This is a genomic window from Rickettsia sp. Oklahoma-10 (assembly GCF_039954865.1).
In the GTDB taxonomy this organism is placed as follows: domain Bacteria; phylum Pseudomonadota; class Alphaproteobacteria; order Rickettsiales; family Rickettsiaceae; genus Rickettsia; species Rickettsia oklahomensis.
The window spans coordinates 957,196-975,783 of sequence record NZ_CP157197.1 but is presented as its reverse complement, the minus strand read 5'-3'; the positions used below and the strand labels follow the sequence as shown (position 1 = coordinate 975,783).

Here is an 18,588-nt window from a genome sequence, read left to right as displayed (position 1 = left end):
TATATTCTTGACAAGAACATTTATATAATTCTATTATTTTAGTTATTTAAAAAATAAATTATGAGGTAATTTTATGCAACTTAATTTAATCTCACTACCTTTAATTAAAAGGCAAGCAATGGAAATAGTTTTAGGAGTGGCATTACTCGCTATTTGTTCACAAATAATAATACCTATAAAGCCTATATTTATTTCATTGCAAACCGTTGCAGTGATGTTCATCGGACTTACATATAATAAAACTACCGGACCTTTAACAATATTATCTTTTATAACTCTTGGAGTAATGGGAATCCCTGTATTCGGAGGGTTTTCAAGTGGTTTACGAGTATTATTAGGTCCTACCGGAGGATATCTAGCAGGTTTTTTAATTGCCGGTTATGTTATGGCTAGCTTAAAAGATAAAATATTTACTTCTAATAAATGGTTAAATCAGATATCTTTATGTTTAATCGGTAATATAATTATTATGAGTTCTGGTTGGATGTGGCTCTTTAAATTCTTAGGAGTCAGCGGCGCATTTTATGGTGGTGTATTACCTTTTATTATACCTGGTATAATAAAATCATTCTTATTAATTGGACTTATTAACTTAGTAAAACCAAATAAAGTAGTAAGTAATAGCAATAAATAAAATGTTAATGCCACATTTCCCGGTGCCAATTTGGAAAAATAACATTAAATATAATCTTGAGAATATAGCAAGCCTTCTAAAAGCATTAGGTGACCCTCATTTAATGCTTCCTCCCATTATACATATAGCAGGTACAAATGGTAAAGGTTCAAGTGCTGCTATGCTCAAAAGCATCTTTACGCTTACCAATTATAAGGTACATTGCTATACTTCTCCTCATTTATTAGAATTTAATGAACGAATCATATTAGCGGGCGAGAAAATCTCGGATAATGAATTATGGCAGATTTGTGAGCAGGTGAGGGTAGCAAGCGAAAAATTTAATATTGAACCTAGCTTTTTTGAAGGTACTACGGCAGCAGCATTTCTAGCGTTTGCAGGAACTAGAGCCGATATATTAATTTTAGAGACTGGGCTTGGCGGACGGTTAGATGCAACAAATATAGTAGCACAACCATTAATTACTTTAATTACACCTATTTCATATGATCATATGAATGTGCTGGGTAATACATTACCCTTAATAGCAGTTGAAAAAGCAGGTATTATGAAACAGTGCATTCCTTGCGTTATAAGTATGCAAACTTTGGAAGTGTATGAAATATTATTTATAAAGGCTGAAGAGATAGAAGTACCGATTTTCTGTTATGAATATGATTTCGGTATTAAAAAGACTAACAACGGATTTATTTATTCGTCACAAAATTTTACTTATGAATTTCCGATTCCTTCACTGCTTGGTGATCATCAATTAATAAATGCAGCAAGCGTTATTGCTTTAATTAGTTTGATAAATAAAAAATTTAATATTAGCAACAAAATGATTTCTAAAGGATTGCAAAATACTGTTTGGTCTGCAAGAATCGAAAAAATAGAACCAAAAAAATATTCCAAATTAATAGGTGATAATGTTCAAATTTGGTTAGACGGAGCCCATAATAATAGTGGAGCACAGGTTCTAGCTAGTTGGATTTGCGATAATTTAACATCGCCTATATATTTAATACTCGGTATGACTAAAAATAGAAATATCGAAGAATTTTGTTCTTATTTTAGGGGTTTGATAATTAAAGGGTATGGTGTTAAAGTTCTCTCTGAACCTCTAAGTCATAGTGCAGAAAGAATAGATTCTGAAGGTAAAAAGAGCGGTATTGATTTTAGTGCAAGTGATTCTATTGAAGAAGCGATTAGTGATATAAAGAAAATAAACGGCAATATTAAAGCGAATATTATAATAACCGGATCACTTCTTTTAGCTTCTGATTTTTATGAGTTGTTGGGTGGATTATGTCATACCACATCCTGAATGTGTTATCTTGTGAGTGGTATTTTTTAATATAGTGTTCAAACCGTAGTATAACCCAGTATAAAAACTAACATAGGAGAAAATAAATATGGCTTATTGCGACAAGTCTAATCAAACTTCATATCCTTTCATATTACCTGATTTACCTTATGATAAAGAGAGTTTTAAACCGTATTTCACTCACGAAACTTTTGATTATCATCATGGTAAGCATCATAATGCATATGTACAAAATCTAAATAATTTACTTAAAGATAAAGAAGAATTACAAAAGAAAGATTTAGAAGAAATAATAAAATGGTCATCTCAAAACTCAAATGCAGCTATTTTTAATAATGCAGCCCAAATATGGAATCATACCTTTTTTTGGCATTCAATAAAACCGCAGGGCGGAGGTAAGCCAAGTAGTAAAATATTAGAACAAATTAATAAAGATTTTGGCAGTTTTAAAGAATTTTGTGAGCAATTTAAGCAAAATGCAGTAGGGCAATTCGGTAGCGGCTGGGCATGGCTTGTATATCACGATAATAGGTTGCAAATTATCAAAACTGATAATGCTGGCACGCCTATAGCAAACGGTATGAAGCCGATTCTTGCATGTGATGTGTGGGAACATGCTTATTATATTGATTATTATAATAAACGATCTGATTATGTTGAAATATTTATTCAGCATATGATTAACTGGAAGTTTGTAGAAGATAACTTAATAAAATAATCTTGTAGCTAAAAAGATAATAAAAAATTCTATTAACAATAATCTAAAAAAAGAATTGAAAACGCCTGTAGTTAATAAGAAACCTAATATATTAGAAAGGTTAGAAGAAATAACACAAATTCAGCAAGATCTTATTGTTAACAATTAAATAAAAACATTACAGAAGTTAGAGCAGGCACAGAAAATCCTATAGAATATATAGCTTTTAGTGGAGGTGGAGTTAAGGGAGTAATATAGTCCGGCGCTTATGAGGTAGCAAAAAAACTGGTGTTTTGGATAATGTCAAGGCGGTAGCAGGTTCTTACGTAGGTGCTATAACGGCAGCATTGGTAGCACTTGGACACCTACTAAGCAATTTAAAGAAATTTCTAAAAATACAAATTTACAAACATTACTTGGAAAGCAAGGATTTTCTGCTGGTATAGTACAGTTAAATAAAGATGGTAAACCTTTATATGATCTATTAGAACTTGTGATTAAAGAAAATATAGAAAATTTTTTATAGAGATCGGATATAAATGTTAAAGGTGATAAGACTCTTGATGAATTGAGAGAAAGATATAACTAAAAGGATGGTAAAATATACTTTTTTGTAAAGCCAGAGCATTAAGTGAAACAAAATTAAAAGATAACCTTAAAGAATATGTAATTATTGCAGCTAATAGTAGTAATAATATATTAAAAGCTTTGCTGCATACATTAAATGATCCTACCGCTTCAAGTCAAGTAAAAGATATTTTTATTAAGGTATTTGGAATAGATAAACAAAAAGATGCAAGATTTAACCAAATTAAAACATTTGATGACAATATTGCTAAGTTTAAGTTTACTAAGCAAGCTTTAGAAAGCTTCATAAGTAAAAGCGAAGCACTAAAAATTCACAACAAACATATTATAACTAGAGCTTATGCAAGTAGGGTATAAGTTAGGTGTTCTTATGTAATTCCATTAAAAGCGAGAATCTAAATTTTTTCAGTGTTATATGTGGCTTAACCCTTAACCGCAGTATCCAAAAATAATATTTTTATTTGGACCGTGTGGTTAAACGGATTAGGTGACAATAAGGTTACTGGATTCTAGCTTACGTCGGAATTACATTGGTTTCAACAACATTAATGCTAAAAATGTACATAGGTAAATTCAAACTAATTGTCTTTGATGAAATAGATAGTACAAATTCTGAGGCTATGAGAATTGTTAAGAGTCACAAAGTTGATTCAAATTATGCAGTACTTGCCAAATCTCAAACTAAAGGACGAGGTAGAAGTAGTAACAATTGGCAGTCTAGATCAGGTAACTTACATGTAAGTTTAATAATAAAACCTGGTAAAGATCTAGAATTATTACCACAATTATCTTTTGTTACAGCACTCGCCGTTTATGATAGCATGTCATACCGTGACTTGATCGCAGGATCCAGTAATTATATGGATATAGTGGTCAAGCCACGGTATGACAGTGTAAAACTAAAATGGCCCAACGATGTTTTGATGAACGGTCGAAAAATCGCAGGTATACTTCTTGAATCAATTAAAGTAAAGGATAATTATTATATTATTATCGGTATAGGAATTAATATTACTTATCATCCTATAGATATCGACCAACCTACTACTAGTTTAATAAACGAAAATTTACCGCCTATAGAGCTGCACACGTTACTTAAGATTTTAATAAAGAATTTTGAAAAATATTATCAAATTTGGGATAATAACAGTTTTTCTTTTATTAGAAAAAAATGGTTAGAACATGCCTATAAATTACATGAGAATGTTAGCGTTAAACAGCAAAATGATATAGTAACAGGTATTTTTAAAGAAATCGATAGTACTGGTAGAATAATATTGCAACTACCTTCCAAAAAAATAATCTCTTTTTCCACTGCCGAATTTTCCTTTTAGCAAAACTATTACTAAATTTTAATTATTGGTTTAACTATTGTTCACTATCACTTAAGTTCTAAAATTAACAAGGAGAATAACAACCCAAGTTATAATGTCACAAACGTAAAAAAACATATGAGCAATTAAACGAATTTCAAAAGCTTTCTTATTATAATATTCTCGTATATCAATGGAAGATTTTAATAAAATTGAAAAAACTTTTAAATGTGCATGATTTACTGGTAATATTTAATAGAACTATATGACGAATTAATAGAAAAAATACCTAATTGATGCACTGATAAATATAAGTATAAAACAATTTAGAGATATTATGGTTTTAGTAGGCAGAATAGAACTTGAGGATGTATAAATATTTTCTGATTATCAAATATTAATGAAAAATTTTTTGAACCAAGTGTTATCGCTCACTTAGAAGCTTAAAACATGTCAACAAAAAAATAGTAAAAATGCATAAGAGCATAAATATAAATAATGCTATTATTATAAAAATATATGCTAAAAGTGTTTTTAAGCATTTTATTACATAATTATTGCACTTTATATAAAAGATTTTAGCTATTTAAAAACCAAAACGGTAAAATATAAGGTTAAAGATGCCAAGGAAGTAAAAATTACTGGTGGATGCAATAAATTTTTTATAACCTGTTGCAATAAGTTTAATAATACTATAAATTTTAGAGGTAAACCACTAATACCCGAAAAAGATCTTATAATTAGTATAATCAATGAAAAAGAATTTTATAAAACTAATATATGCAGAGCTAAAGAATATAACAAATAAGAAAAGTTCCAAACAACAGCAAAAAAAAGAAACACAATTAATGGATTATTTTAAAATGGTTGAAAGTAATATATTATATACATTTCAGAAAATAAAAAAGGAATATGAAAGAGACTAAAAGTTTTTTTAACAAAAATAATAGATTAAATAAAGGTTATGCTAAGACTTTGAGTGTAAACGAGCCGGATAATAATTTTTACCATAAAAAATTTGAACATATATTACCACCAATTGATTTAATTAGTGAGTATGAGAATATTTATCCTGGTACTTTACAAGAATTAATGCATATGGCACAAAAAGAACAATCTCATAAGCATGCTATAGATCTAAAAAACTTGAAAATGCAGGAAAGAGTTGCCTCATTAACACGAATCTGCTTATTAATATTTGGAATTTGCCTAGTAGTTTCAATATTTTTTTAGAACTTTCTATATAAAATTAAAGATAAAATGTTTTATTTACTTGTAATTTTAAATAAAATAAGTTAAATGCAATAATATATATTTATAAACATAATACGGAGAAGTTGTATTTCTAAAAATAATTTTCCTAAGGCTAATAGAGAAATCAAAGTTAGAGAAGTGCGTCTAGTAGGTGAAAACGGCGAAATGCACGGCATCGTAAATATCAGTGAAGCGTTAGATATGGCTGACAAAGCTGGTCTTGATTTAGTTGAAATATCACCAAATGCTAAACCTCCCGTATGTAAGATTTTAGATTTCGGTAAGTTTAAGTATGAAAGCAAAAAGCGTTTACATGAAGCACGCAAAAAGCAAAAAATCGTCGTACTTAAAGAAATGAAATTTAAACCTAATATTAGTATAGGTGATTTTGAAACTAAACTAAGAAAAATAAAAGAGTTTTTAAAAAATGGGGATAAAGTAAAAATTTCTTTATGGTTTAAGGGACGAGAGATTCTGCATAAGGAAGTCGGTCAAGAACTATTTAAACGTATAGAAGTAGGATTAGAGGGACTCATTAAAATCGATCAGCATGCTAAAATGGAAGGTAAGCAGATGATAATGATAGTTAGCCCTGATATTAAGGTGCAATAGATACTCAAGTCCTCATTGCGAGGAAGTTATGGTGTTATTGCATAGATTAAAATTCTATGCATGTATCACAATTTGGGGGTTGATTATTTAGTATACGTGGTCAAGCCACATGGGGATGTGGTGACAATAGGTTACTGGATTTACGCCTCTGAGGTAATGACATCAATTGCAATTAAATAAATTATAATAATAAATCAAATCTAAATAAATTATGCCGATTAAAATTTTAATGCCTGCTTTATCTCCAACTATGACGGAAGGAAATCTAGCTAGGTGGTTAAAAAAAGAAGGGGAAAAAGTTAATCCTGGAGAAGTAATTGCTGAAATTGAAACCGATAAAGCAACGATGGAAGTAGAAGCAGTAGACGAGGGTATACTGGCTAAAATAATTATCCCACAAAATAGTCAAAATGTACCTGTTCACTCTTTAATTGCTGTGTTAAGTGAAGAGGGCGAAGACATAGACGATATTAATGGATTTATTGCAAAAAATAGTAGTGTATCACCATCGCCGAAAGCAGGCTCTAATCTTCCAAAATCCAATGAAAATATAGCTGCGCAACATTCTAATATAGAGCAGGTAGCAGTTACAAATCATGACAAAAGTAAAATATTTGCCTCACCCCTTGCGAAAAGACTTGCAAAAATTCAAAATATTAGACTTGAGAATGTCAAAGGTAGCGGTCCACAGGGTAGAATAATCAAACAAGATATTTTATCATATGCTCCTAGCACTGTTCATAATAAAATAGTGAGTAGAAATCCCAAAGAATATCGTTTAGTACCAAATAATAATATTCGCAAGATTATATCTAAACGTCTACTTGAATCTAAACACACAGTTCCACATTTCTATTTATCAATAGAATGTAACGTTGATAAATTATTAGAGATAAGGGAGGACATTAATAAATCTTTTTCTGAAGATCAATCAACCAGGATATCAGTTAATGATTTTATTATTTTAGCAGTGGCCAAAGCTTTGCAAGAAGTACCAAATGCTAATGCTAGCTGGGGGGAAGATGCAACTAGATATTACAATAATGTTGATATTGCGGTGGCAGTAGCGATTGAGAATGGGCTTATTACGCCGATAGTTAAAAATGCTGATCAAAAAAATATTATTGCACTATCTCGTGAAATGAAAGAATTAATAAAGAAAGCAAGAGATAATAAATTAACCCCTGAAGAGTTTCAAGGCGGAGGATTTACCATTTCTAACCTCGGTATGTACGGTATTAAGAATTTTAATGCTATAATAAATCCACCGCAAAGTTGCATAATGGGGGTCGGTAGCAGCTCAAAACGTGCTATAGTCAAGAATGATCAAATAAGTATAGCAACAATTATGGATGTAACTCTTTCTGTCGATCACCGGGTAATAGATGGAGCAGTCAGTGCCAAGTTCTTGGCAGCATTTAAGAAGTTTATAGAAAGTCCCGCTTTGATGTTGTTATAATCAAGTCTTAGGTATCACCTGTGGCTTGACTAAAGTATCCAAAAAAACAATTTATAATACTCACAATATTAGTATTATAAGATAGGGCCCGTGATCAAGCCATAGGGGGGTAATAAAGGGAAATCGGTCCATACAACAAAATAAAGCCGACTCGATCACGGTATCAAGTCTTTTTAAATTTTTTTATAGATACTGTGTAGGGGCCACAGCATGGACACTAAGTACTTTTGTGAGTCATACAACAATAAATATTCTCACTCTAAATAAATCATAATAATATATAAAAGTAATATGAGTTTTTCAGATAACTTAGCAAAAATTGTAGATAAATATGAAAATTTAGGCCAAAAACTATCTTCCGGTATTATGGGAGATGAATTTGTTAAAGCATCTAAAGAATATGCTGAGCTTGAAGAGGTGGTAGAAAAAATTAAAGAATATAATAAGGCTAAATCTGAGCTTGAAGAAGCCAATAATTTAAAGCTAGAATTGGGACTTGATAATATAACTTTAGAAATGATTGAAGACGAAATACACACTCTTGAAAATTCATTACCAAAACTTGAAAGAGCTGTAAAAATTGCTTTATTACCGAAAGACGAGGCAGATAGTAAAAGTGCTATTATTGAAGTGAGAGCAGGCAGTGGCGGAGAAGAAGCAGCACTTTTTGCTGCCACACTTTTTAATATGTATCAAAGATATGCAGAGTTAAAAGGATGGCGTTTTGAGATATTAGCAATCGCAGATACAGGTATAGGCGGTTATAAAGAAGCGTCAGCGTCAATAAAAGGCAAGGATGTATTCTCTAAGCTCAAATTTGAGTCCGGTGTGCATAGAGTACAACGAATACCTGAAACTGAATCGAATGGACGCATCCATACTTCAGCTGCGACTGTTGCAGTCCTTCCTGAGGTAGAAGAGGTTGATATTAAGCTTGAAGATAAGGATTTAAGAATCGATACTTATAGAGCTTCAGGCGCCGGTGGACAGCACGTTAATACTACCGATTCTGCTGTGCGCATAACCCATATCCCTACCGGTATTACCGTAGCTTTGCAAGATGAGAAGTCGCAGCATAAAAATAAAGCTAAGGCATTAAAAATTCTGCGTGCTAGAATTTATGAAGAAGAACGACGTAAAAAGCAACAAGAAAGAGCTGATAGTAGACGAGGGCAGGTAGGTTCGGGGGATCGTTCGGAGCGAATACGTACTTATAATTTTCCGCAAGGAAGAGTATCCGACCATAGAATAAACTTAACGCTTTATAAAATAGACGAAGTAGTTAAAAATGGACAATTAGATGAGTTTGTTGAAGCTTTAATTGCAGATGATGAAGCTAAGAAACTTTTGGAAATATAAGTTTAGCTCGATGTTTCATACCACAGCTTGAGTTTGACCGCGGTATCCAGAAAAAACAGACAAATATTAATTATAAGTTATATTTCTGAACCCTGTGGTCACGCAAACTAGATGACACCGAGATATTTTTTATTATCAAAAGATGGGTACCATGGTTAAGCCACGGTATAACAATGTAACATGAAAACACAAGCATCTATAAACGGTAAAATCTGGCAGCAAAAACTGATTAACGAAGATATAGTCATGGAATTATGTCGGAGTTTTAAAATTAGTGATGTACTTGCTAGAATATTATCATTAAGAGTAAATAATCTAGAAGAAGTAGAAAATTTTTTGATACCGAAAATCAAAAATTTACTACCTGATCCTTTTCATCTACTTGATATGACTAAAGCAGTAGATAGAACTGTTAAAGCGATTTTAAATAGCCAAAAAATATGTATCTTTGCTGATTATGATGTGGACGGTGCTACTTCAGCTGCTTTACTTAAAAATATCTTTAGAGATTTAAATATACTATGTGATATTTATGTTCCCGATCGTATAGCTGAAGGATACGGCCCAACTCCTTTTGCTATGCAAAAAATTAAAGATAACAGCACTGAATTATTAATTACGGTTGATTGCGGTGCTATGGCACATGAAGCCCTAAAATATGCAAAAGGCATTAGCCTTGATGTTATAGTAATCGATCATCATATAGCTACGGAAATATTACCAGATGCAGTAGCTATAGTAAATCCAAATCGTATTGATGAAAAAAGCGAATATAAACATTTGGCAGCAGTAGGAGTTGCTTTCTTATTTGCGACTGCCATATTATCGAACTTAAAAAAGCAGAATTATTTTACAAAAACTCCTCAACCTAACTTAATAAACTATTTAGATTTAGTAGCTCTTGGTACTGTTTGTGATATGGTAAAACTAACAGGGATAAATCGTGCTTTTGTAGCAAGCGGATTGAAAGTAATGCAACAAAAGCAAAACATAGGGATTAAAACATTATATGATATGTTAGGACTTAATGAAATACCGAAATGTTATCATTTAGGTTTTATTTTAGGTCCGCGTATTAATGCAGGCGGCAGAGTAGGGAAGTCAAGTTTAGGTGCTAATCTCTTATCTACTAGCTGTTCTAATGAAGCAAGCAAATTAGCTGAAGAACTTGAAAAACATAATAATGAGCGTAAAGTAATTGAGTTATTAATGATAGAAGAAGCGATGGAAATTGCTTTGACACAACAAGATAGTAGTTTATTATTTATTGTAAAAGAAGGGTGGCATCCAGGTGTTATAGGAATAGTTGCCGGTAGACTCAAAGAGAAATTTGATAAGCCGGTAGCAGTTGTGGCTTTAAATGATGGGATTGGCAAAGCTTCATGCCGTTCTATTATAGGTATTGATTTTGGAGTTGAAATTATCAACGCTAAAACCCGTGGTTTACTAATAGCAGGAGGTGGGCATGCTATGGCAGCAGGTTTTACTGTAATTGCTGAAAAATTACAAGAATTACAGGAATTTTTTAGTAATTCCTTTAGAATTAGTATAAATAAGCTAAAAAATTATAAGCAAGTAGAATATGATCTTGACTTGAGCCTCAATAGTATTAATTTACCTTTAATGGAAGAATTAAGTAGTCTAGAACCTTTTGGACAAGGTAACCATGAGCCTATATTTAAATTTGATAATTTATTTATATTAAAAGCAGATATCGTCGGAAGTAAACATATTAAAGCCTTGCTTGCTCAAAATAAACAAGGTTCTGGTATTAAAGCTTTATCTGCTATCGCGTTTAATTCGGTAGGAACTTCGTTTGAAGAAGTATTATTAAGTCCTAAAGCAAAAAATATTGCTGCAATAGGAACGTTAAGAACAAATAACTGGCAAAATAATTATACTATTCAATTAATTATAAAAGATATAATAACAACTTAAAAAATTTATGAACAATTCAAAGAAAACAAAAAATACCACAATTTCTAAAGATTTAACAGAAGTACAAGAACATTATCAAGATTATCCATATCCGTTTAGGGATCCTAATCACGAAAAAGAACGTTTACTTGCTACTTGCGGTGAATTTCTAGGAGAATTAAATCATTTTTTATATAAAGGAAAAGAAAATTTTAATAATAATTTTAGATGCTTAATAGCCGGTGGTGGCACAGGTGATTCAACTATTTACCTTGCTGAGCAGTTAAAAGATAAGAATGCTGAAATAATATATCTAGATTTTAGTAAACCTAGTATGGAAGTAGCACAAAAACGTGCAGAAATACGAGGTCTTAAAAATATTAAATGGATTAATGATTCTATATTAAATATACCTAATCTAAAACTTGGAAAATTTGATTATATAAATTGTACCGGTGTACTGCATCATTTAGCAAATCCTGATAAAGGTTTAAAAAATCTAAAAGACTCTTTGAAACCAGCTGGTGGTGGTATGGGTTTAATGGTATATGCTAAATACGGACGTACTGGTATTTATCAAATTCAGGATTTAATGAAAATGATAAATAAAGATACTAAAAGCCGTGTCGAAGAAGTAATGAATGGAAAATTAATACTAGATAACCTGCCTGCTACTAACTGGTATAAAAGAGGTTGCGAGTTATTTTCTGATTACCAAAATTTCGGTGATGTTGGAGTTTATGATATGTTCCTGCACAAACAGGATAGGGCATATTCCGTTCCTGAGTTATATGAATTCGTAAAAAAAGCAGACTTAAATTTTGTTGATTATTTTGATCCTTTAGAAAAAATTTTATTAAGACCGGAAAATTACATAAAAGATTTTTCACTTCTACAAAAAGTTAAAAAGATGGATAAAGTAACTAGGGAAGCAATTTCTGAAATACTTACCGGTAATATTATTAAACATTCATTTTATGTATCAAACCAAAAAGATAGTATAGCCTCGCTTGATGATCTTGATAATATACCTTATTTTCACAATATCGCTAATTTTGCTAAACAAATTTATGAACATTTAGAAGCAAATCCTTCAACAGTAAACGGTGCTATTAATTTTACTATTAATAGCGGAGTGTTAAATAATATTAATATCTCAATGTCGATATTTAGCAGTACTAAATATATTTTCAAATATATAGCAGAAGGGAAAAGTTTAAGAGAAATATTTGATGCAGTACGCAATGAATTAAATCAAACAATCAGCAATGAAGTATTATTAAGCGAAGTTAAAAACGTATTCACTCCATTACTTAATACAAATGTGTTATTATTAAAATCAAAGGATGTGTAAACTTTATTATACTAAGATTTAATCGGTATTTCTGAACTATATTGCTTTACTAACATAAGTTTCCTAGCATACAGAAACAAACTATTATGTTCAAATAGCTTGACAAAGGGCTATTACATTGTTAATATGCTTTTCATGCCCTTATAGGGTCTGTAAATTTTCCTAAAAGGTTTAATTTTAAAAATAGCAAATCAAATAGCAATTTTTACAAAACCCAGACTTTTAAAACTAACAGAATAAATAATTCTTCAAACCGCAAGAATAAATAAAATTTTCTAAAAATCTAATTTGATTCCTAATTTAAATAAGTATATTACTTTAAACTTAAGGTAATTAAAGTTTTGCTAACTCAGCTCTTTCAATTATAATCTATTAATAATAAAATAATGAACACAACTAACAAAAAATCCACAGAAGAACTTAATAATTCTGAATCCAATAACAATTGGAGTCATTTTGCAGAAAACAGTAATATTATTAATTTAAAGCAATTAAAACGTAAATTACCAGAGGAACTACAAACTCAAGCAGAGGAGTTGAAAATTGAAAATATTAATTCATTACTTAAACAAGAATTAGTTTTTGCAATTTTAAAAAAATCTGTAGAGCAGGGTGGTTTGATAGTTGGAGAAGGGGTACTTGAGGTATTACCTGACGGATTTGGTTTTTTACGTTCGCCGGAAGTAAACTATCTAGCAGGTCCTGACGATATTTATATTTCTCCTAGTCAGATTCGTCGTTTTGGTCTACGTACCGGTGATACGGTAGAAGGTCAGATCAGAGCCCCGAAATCTGGAGAGCGTTATTTTGCTTTACTAAAAGTCAATAGAGTAAATTTTGAAGACCCTGCTAAAGCATATCATCGTGTTCATTTTGATAATTTAACTCCCTTATATCCTGATAAAAAATTAGGATTAGAACTTGAAAATAATAGTAAAGAGGGTAAGGATTTTAGTACAAGGGTTATTGAACTCGTTGCACCTATGGGTAAAGGGCAGCGTGCACTAATAGTAGCACCTCCTCGTACAGGTAAAACTGTATTATTACAGAATATCGCACACGCTATTACTACTAATAATCCGGAAGTATTTTTAATAGTGCTGCTAATAGATGAAAGACCTGAAGAAGTAACAGATATGCAGCGTTCAGTACGCGGTGAGGTTGTTAGCTCTACTTTTGATGAACCAGCAAGTAGGCATGTACAACTTGCTGAAATGGTTATTGAAAAAGCTAAACGTTTAGTAGAACATAAAAAAGACGTGGTAATTTTAGTAGATGCAATAACACGTCTTGCTCGTGCTTATAATACCGTAGTGCCATCGTCCGGCAAAGTATTAACAGGTGGCGTTGATGCTAATGCACTACAAAGACCGAAAAGATTTTTCGGAGCAGCAAGAAATATTGAAAACGGCGGCTCGCTTACTATAATCGGCACAGCTCTAATTGAAACTGGTTCTCGTATGGATGAGGTAATTTTTGAAGAGTTTAAAGGTACAGGGAATTCTGAGATAGTTCTAGATCGTAAGATTGCCGACAAGCGTATTTATCCGGCAATTGATATAACTAGATCAGGCACTAGAAAAGAAGATTTACTAGTAGATAAAATAATATTAAATAAAATGTGGGTTTTGCGTCGTATTATCGATCCAATGAGTAGCAGTGAAGCAATAGAATTTTTACTCAAAAAACTTGAAAATACTAAAACTAATGGTGAGTTTTTTGAGATGATGAAGAGCCCTGAACGTCCTAAAAATGGTTTATAATCAATTAATACTTGCGTGGATCAGTTTCCTGACCATCATTCCCGCAATTTGATCACATGATCCAATAAAAATACTAAAATTATTAGTATTTTTAGTTATTCTGATTATTTAATATTTGGAAGTTAATTTCTATTATTTTATTGCTATTGTATCCTTACTGCTTAGAAGTGAAAAAATAACTAAAAACTCAACAAATAAGATAATTCTTATATTAAAGCGTTAATAGTTAACATACATTCTCCTGGTGTGGGACAACAGTAGTAGGCTTTGAACAAATTTATAATATTCTGTGTAAAATATTTGACAAAACTGGTAGTAATATAGTTATGGGATAATGGCAACAAGCGACGGTATCTGACGGAAGCAGTACAAATAGCTATTATAGACAATATTGAAGATATATATGATTTTTTCCTTGCACTTGTTTCAGAAAGATGTAACCTTCCTATAGAAGCAGTAAAAAAACGTTAAAACTTAACGTGGCTACAGGAAAATTTAACACTATTTAACTTAATCAAACCAATTTTTCAATAATGGTCACAAAAAGTTATTTAATCGATAAAGTACATGATAAACTGCATTATCTTTCCAAAGAAGATGTTCAAGATTCGGTGGATTCAATTTTAAATTATTTAAGTGAATCTCTTAAAGATCAAAAACGTATCGAAATCAGAAATTTTGGTAATTTCTCCATACGCAAACGCAAATTCCCTAAAAGGGAAAAATTCTATAATACGGTTTATTACTGAATGCCTTTAAATTTATTTAAAGAGTAAATAAGTTATGGTCTAAATATTATCAGTACTATAGAGAATTGGAACAAAACATGGTATTATACATTTTTAATAAAGAAGATATTTTAGAAAAAAGATCTTTAAATTATGCTGCATTGAATTTGGATAAAGAGTCTTTAGATTATTACTTAGAGGTTATAGGATAATAAAAATTTTCTCTCACTTGACATTATACTAATAGACAACTATCTTAAGTATAAAATTAAAATAGGGTATTTTATGATAAGATATTTAATAGTTTTATTTGCTTCTATAACTTTAATTAGCTGTACTTGTCAAAAAACTACTAACTCAAAAGAAGTAGTAGCACCTGACGGTGATCCAAACTATGCAATTCTAAAAAAAATAGATAATACTAATAGAAATATTGCTAATACTACTTCACAGCTTCCAAGTACTCTAGTTAGATAGGAATGTTTGTTATTATTGCTTTTGCTAAACTCTTAATTTTGAGTCGTTAGCTCTTATCTTAAGATAGGCCTACTGCTAAATCTCGGTCGTGTCAGACAAGATGAATTAAATGGCAAGGTGCACAACGTACAGAAGCACGTGAGCACAGGCTTGTCTCGAAAAATTCACCTGATCAAGTGATCAAGATGACACTGTAACTTCATGTTTTCTAAGTTAACTTTCTATATCAAAGCATTAAGTGCCATTTTGAGAATTATCAGAAATTATGAATATAAGTGCAAAGCTTGCACTTATAAATGATTGTATTTTACCCCTAAGATATTCTTAGACACTTTAACTTGCTTGAGTAAGTAAAATGTTGTGAGTATAAACATATGCAATAAGAATGAATAAACCAATTTATACGCTGTTTCTTTATAAAAAATAGCAAGTACTCTATGCATAGGAAACTTACTTGTGAAAAATATTGACATTACTAAACCATCAATAAAAGCATGTGATACCAAGCTTTTGAAATTCCTTGTTAAGAAACTATGTTGTGATTTGTGCTTTAGAAAAAAAATTAAGCTAATACATGAAGATATCAATACTGATAATAGAGACGCTAATATTAAGCCCTTTAATGGCTCACCGTAAATGTAGTATTTCATGTTGAATAGTATAGCAAAGCTGGCAATAGTACATATTATTACGCTTTTGATTGCTTTTTTATAACCTTGTAATTCTGATATACTGTTTACAGTAAACGCTAAAAAAGTAAATATTAAAGAACAGTACGATATCTTGCTGTAAAAGTTAAGTAATAATGTTAATACAAATAATACGAAAGTTAATGATAAATAAAGTCTATTGTTATTTAAAATTTTACTCATAACATAACCTCTTAGATTAATTTAAAATAGGTAATACTGTAAAATTATTATAAACATAATAAACTGTCAATCTAAAATCCAAATGTATAATTAATTAAAACAACGTAATAAGCCATTAATTTATGAAAATAACATGTTATCTCCATATTCTCAAGAACTAAGTATTTGACGGTTCTGCTACAATAATCCATTCTTTATATTTATTTTGATCATTCCCTGCTATTTTTTCTAAAATGATCCTGGTGTAGATTTATGTTGGTAAAAGCTTTGTCGTTTTTCTCTTTAACTCCGTGAGCATCGTAAAGCATCATTTGCTTACTATACGGTGCTGTATTTACCCATATCTCAATAAAAATTAAGTTAGTAATTTTATTATAATACTAGTTATTTTTAAAACCTAATAATTTTTGTTTTTCACTATTAATTATTTGTTCAACCTTATCATTAAGTATACGTACATCTGTTTGCTCTACCTCTTCTTTTTCTATTACTCCAATAATTTTTATCTTTATGGTTCCAGGTTGCTTAAACCAAAAACCTCTAGGCCAAAATAAACCGGCATTATGTGCTATCATCACGATTGGAACTTTAGTAATTGAAGCAAGCTTTACAGCGCTTGGTTTAAATTTTACTGTTCTATCAGGTGGGACTTTGGTGGATTCTGGAAATATTATTAACCATAATCCTTCTTTTATTTTTTCCTGACCTTCTCTTAAAATCTGAGCAACTGAGCTATTAGTACCTCGATCTACTGCAATTGGTTTAACCATACGAAGTCCCCAACCAAGTAAGGGTATATTAAATAATTCACGCTTTAATACCCAAGAATGTTTAGGAATAATCAACTGCATAAACATTTGATCCCAAAATGATTGGTGATTAGACACAACTATTGAGATTGTTTTTGGTAATTTCTCAAGTCCCTCTACTTCATATTTAAGACCGCAACAAATTTTTGCAAACCATACGAAAGCATAAGAGAAGATAAGGGCAATCTTATATCTTATTTGATAGTTGACATTGCAAAATGTTACTGGTATGTAACACATAAGAAAGAAAATAAATGTAAATAACGATAATAACCCGTAAAATGATAAAATTCTTAAACGCCAAAGCATAATTATTAATATAAATTATATTAATTAAAATGGTATTTATAACATAATTTTACAATGAGTAAAATAAAAAGGTATTAAATGAAAAAAACTGTTCTTTCTGGTATGCAAACCACTGGTTCTTTACATCTTGGTAACTACTTAGGGTCAATTAGAAACTGGGTTAAAATGCAGGAAGAATATAATTGTTTTTTCTTCTTAGCAGATTTGCATGCTATCACGGTTGATATTAAACCGTCAGAACTTAATAATTCAATTATGGAAGTTCTTGCAATCTATATAGCAGCAGGGTTAGAGTCTGACAAAGTAACAATTTTTGTACAAAGTATGGTAAAAGAGCATAGCGAGCTTGCTTGGCTACTAAACTGCGTTACACCACTTGGTTGGTTAAAGCGAATGACGCAATTTAAAGATAAAGCAAGTAGCGAGCAAGAAAAAGCTTACCTTGGATTATTTTCCTATCCGGTACTTATGGCAGCGGATATTTTAATATATAAAGCCGATATAGTGCCTGTCGGTGAAGATCAAAAACAGCATCTAGAGATAACAAGAGATATTGCAGGTGTGATAAATAGAAAATTTAAAAAAGAAGTGCTAAAAGTACCTGAACCGCTAATTAACTGCTCAGGCACAAGGATTATGAGTTTGCAGAACGGGTTAAAGAAAATGAGTAAATCTGATGTTTCAGATTTTTCTCGTATAAATTTGACAGATGATAATGATCTTATTCATCAAAAAATAAAAAAAGCCAAAACCGATCATTTAAGCTTTGTTAGCTATGATAAAGAGACAAGACCTGAAATTAGTAATTTATTAGATATTTATAGAAGTTTATCTGAAGAAAGTTTGGAAAAAATAATCGATCATTATCAAGATCAAGGATTTGCAAAATTTAAAAAAGATTTAGCAGAAATTATTATTACAAATCTACAACCGATACGTGATAAATATTTAGAATTAATAAATAACCAAGAGTATTTATTAAAAATACTTCACAAGGGAGCAGAAAAGGCAAGAATTAGAGCCTCTGAAACGGTAAATGAATTGAAAGAACAATTTGGTTTTATAATTTAAATGTTTCATTTTCTAATTATATCTTTTAAGATTTTCCTTGAAATATACAAGATTATTTGCTATGAA

The 18,588-nt window shown here is 30.7% G+C and carries 16 protein-coding genes and 3 pseudogenes; 18 read left to right on the top strand and 1 reads right to left on the bottom strand.

What is annotated here, in order from left to right; all coding sequences use genetic code 11:
- Positions 1–73: 73 nt before the first annotated feature.
- The 17 genes and pseudogenes from AAGW17_RS04400 to AAGW17_RS04325 all read left to right on the top strand — a co-directional run bounded on the left by AAGW17_RS04400 (position 74) and on the right by AAGW17_RS04325 (position 15,461).
- Complete coding sequence (locus AAGW17_RS04400) at positions 74–634, top strand: biotin transporter BioY (RefSeq protein WP_347938802.1); 561 nt, start codon at positions 74–76, stop codon at positions 632–634.
- 1 nt (position 635) lies between these two features.
- A complete protein-coding gene (locus AAGW17_RS04395; RefSeq protein ID WP_347938801.1) occupies positions 636–1,940 on the top strand; it encodes a folylpolyglutamate synthase/dihydrofolate synthase family protein in 1,305 nt (434 codons plus the stop codon).
- A gap of 88 nt (positions 1,941–2,028) precedes the next feature.
- Complete coding sequence (locus AAGW17_RS04390) at positions 2,029–2,658, top strand: superoxide dismutase (RefSeq protein WP_347938800.1); 630 nt, start codon at positions 2,029–2,031, stop codon at positions 2,656–2,658.
- Positions 2,659–2,674: 16 nt separating this feature from the next.
- Positions 2,675–3,223, top strand: a pseudogene (locus AAGW17_RS05275) (patatin-like phospholipase family protein); the annotation flags it as partial.
- 122 nt (positions 3,224–3,345) lie between these two features.
- On the top strand, positions 3,346–3,582 hold the full coding sequence (locus tag AAGW17_RS04385; protein ID WP_347938799.1) for a hypothetical protein: 237 nt from the start codon (positions 3,346–3,348) through the stop codon (positions 3,580–3,582).
- A 200-nt stretch (positions 3,583–3,782) separates the two neighbouring features.
- Positions 3,783–4,559 (top strand): biotin--[acetyl-CoA-carboxylase] ligase, encoded by a 777-nt coding sequence (locus AAGW17_RS04380; RefSeq protein ID WP_347939420.1) that lies wholly within the window; start codon positions 3,783–3,785, stop codon positions 4,557–4,559.
- 529 nt (positions 4,560–5,088) lie between these two features.
- Positions 5,089–5,277, top strand: a pseudogene (locus AAGW17_RS04375) (phage BR0599 family protein); the annotation flags it as partial.
- Positions 5,278–5,450: 173 nt separating this feature from the next.
- On the top strand, positions 5,451–5,771 hold the full coding sequence (locus AAGW17_RS04370) for a DUF2335 domain-containing protein (protein WP_347938798.1): 321 nt from the start codon (positions 5,451–5,453) through the stop codon (positions 5,769–5,771).
- A gap of 159 nt (positions 5,772–5,930) precedes the next feature.
- Positions 5,931–6,404, top strand: coding sequence for a translation initiation factor IF-3 (gene infC / locus AAGW17_RS04365; RefSeq protein ID WP_432213639.1), 474 nt, complete (start codon positions 5,931–5,933; stop codon positions 6,402–6,404).
- A gap of 211 nt (positions 6,405–6,615) precedes the next feature.
- Positions 6,616–7,863, top strand: coding sequence for a pyruvate dehydrogenase complex dihydrolipoamide acetyltransferase (locus AAGW17_RS04360; RefSeq protein ID WP_347938797.1), 1,248 nt, complete (start codon positions 6,616–6,618; stop codon positions 7,861–7,863).
- Positions 7,864–8,154: 291 nt separating this feature from the next.
- Positions 8,155–9,222, top strand: coding sequence for a peptide chain release factor 1 (gene prfA / locus AAGW17_RS04355; protein ID WP_347938796.1), 1,068 nt, complete (start codon positions 8,155–8,157; stop codon positions 9,220–9,222).
- 180 nt (positions 9,223–9,402) lie between these two features.
- Positions 9,403–11,160 carry a single-stranded-DNA-specific exonuclease RecJ gene (recJ, locus tag AAGW17_RS04350; protein WP_347938795.1) on the top strand — a complete coding sequence of 586 codons (1,758 nt, stop codon included), beginning with the start codon at positions 9,403–9,405 and terminating at the stop codon, positions 11,158–11,160.
- 7 nt (positions 11,161–11,167) lie between these two features.
- Positions 11,168–12,493, top strand: coding sequence for a class I SAM-dependent methyltransferase (locus tag AAGW17_RS04345; RefSeq protein WP_347938794.1), 1,326 nt, complete (start codon positions 11,168–11,170; stop codon positions 12,491–12,493).
- Between the two features lie 386 nt (positions 12,494–12,879).
- Complete coding sequence (gene rho / locus AAGW17_RS04340; RefSeq protein WP_347938793.1) at positions 12,880–14,256, top strand: transcription termination factor Rho; 1,377 nt, start codon at positions 12,880–12,882, stop codon at positions 14,254–14,256.
- Positions 14,257–14,454: 198 nt separating this feature from the next.
- A pseudogene (locus AAGW17_RS04335) lies at positions 14,455–14,721 on the top strand (signal peptide peptidase SppA); the annotation flags it as partial.
- A gap of 68 nt (positions 14,722–14,789) precedes the next feature.
- Positions 14,790–15,005: an HU family DNA-binding protein gene (locus AAGW17_RS04330; protein WP_347938792.1), complete on the top strand. Its 216-nt coding sequence runs from the start codon at positions 14,790–14,792 to the stop codon at positions 15,003–15,005.
- Positions 15,006–15,269: 264 nt separating this feature from the next.
- Complete coding sequence (locus AAGW17_RS04325; RefSeq protein ID WP_347938791.1) at positions 15,270–15,461, top strand: hypothetical protein; 192 nt, start codon at positions 15,270–15,272, stop codon at positions 15,459–15,461.
- A gap of 1,252 nt (positions 15,462–16,713) precedes the next feature.
- Here AAGW17_RS04325 and AAGW17_RS04320 read toward each other — a convergent pair.
- Positions 16,714–17,451: a lysophospholipid acyltransferase family protein gene (locus AAGW17_RS04320; RefSeq protein ID WP_347938790.1), complete on the bottom strand. Its 738-nt coding sequence runs from the start codon at positions 17,449–17,451 to the stop codon at positions 16,714–16,716.
- 78 nt (positions 17,452–17,529) lie between these two features.
- Between AAGW17_RS04320 and trpS the strand changes: the two genes are divergently transcribed.
- Positions 17,530–18,522: a tryptophan--tRNA ligase gene (trpS, locus tag AAGW17_RS04315; RefSeq protein ID WP_347938789.1), complete on the top strand. Its 993-nt coding sequence runs from the start codon at positions 17,530–17,532 to the stop codon at positions 18,520–18,522.
- Positions 18,523–18,588 lie beyond the last annotated feature (66 nt).

What these genes read in the sequence shown, in the direction of transcription:
- recJ (WP_347938795.1), top strand. Translation starts at nt 9,403, where the DNA reads ATGAAAACACAAGCATCTATAAACGGTAAAATCTGGCAGCAAAAACTG.
- AAGW17_RS04345 (WP_347938794.1), top strand. Translation starts at nt 11,168, where the DNA reads ATGAACAATTCAAAGAAAACAAAAAATACCACAATTTCTAAAGATTTA.
- trpS (WP_347938789.1), top strand. Translation starts at nt 17,530, where the DNA reads ATGAAAAAAACTGTTCTTTCTGGTATGCAAACCACTGGTTCTTTACAT.
- AAGW17_RS04330 (WP_347938792.1), top strand. Translation starts at nt 14,790, where the DNA reads ATGGTCACAAAAAGTTATTTAATCGATAAAGTACATGATAAACTGCAT.
- AAGW17_RS04320 (WP_347938790.1), bottom strand. Translation starts at nt 17,451, where the DNA reads ATGCTTTGGCGTTTAAGAATTTTATCATTTTACGGGTTATTATCGTTA.
- AAGW17_RS04370 (WP_347938798.1), top strand. Translation starts at nt 5,451, where the DNA reads ATGAAAGAGACTAAAAGTTTTTTTAACAAAAATAATAGATTAAATAAA.
- AAGW17_RS04325 (WP_347938791.1), top strand. Translation starts at nt 15,270, where the DNA reads ATGATAAGATATTTAATAGTTTTATTTGCTTCTATAACTTTAATTAGC.
- AAGW17_RS04380 (WP_347939420.1), top strand. Translation starts at nt 3,783, where the DNA reads ATGTACATAGGTAAATTCAAACTAATTGTCTTTGATGAAATAGATAGT.
- AAGW17_RS04390 (WP_347938800.1), top strand. Translation starts at nt 2,029, where the DNA reads ATGGCTTATTGCGACAAGTCTAATCAAACTTCATATCCTTTCATATTA.
- AAGW17_RS04400 (WP_347938802.1), top strand. Translation starts at nt 74, where the DNA reads ATGCAACTTAATTTAATCTCACTACCTTTAATTAAAAGGCAAGCAATG.
- AAGW17_RS04360 (WP_347938797.1), top strand. Translation starts at nt 6,616, where the DNA reads ATGCCGATTAAAATTTTAATGCCTGCTTTATCTCCAACTATGACGGAA.
- AAGW17_RS04395 (WP_347938801.1), top strand. Translation starts at nt 636, where the DNA reads ATGTTAATGCCACATTTCCCGGTGCCAATTTGGAAAAATAACATTAAA.
- prfA (WP_347938796.1), top strand. Translation starts at nt 8,155, where the DNA reads ATGAGTTTTTCAGATAACTTAGCAAAAATTGTAGATAAATATGAAAAT.
- rho (WP_347938793.1), top strand. Translation starts at nt 12,880, where the DNA reads ATGAACACAACTAACAAAAAATCCACAGAAGAACTTAATAATTCTGAA.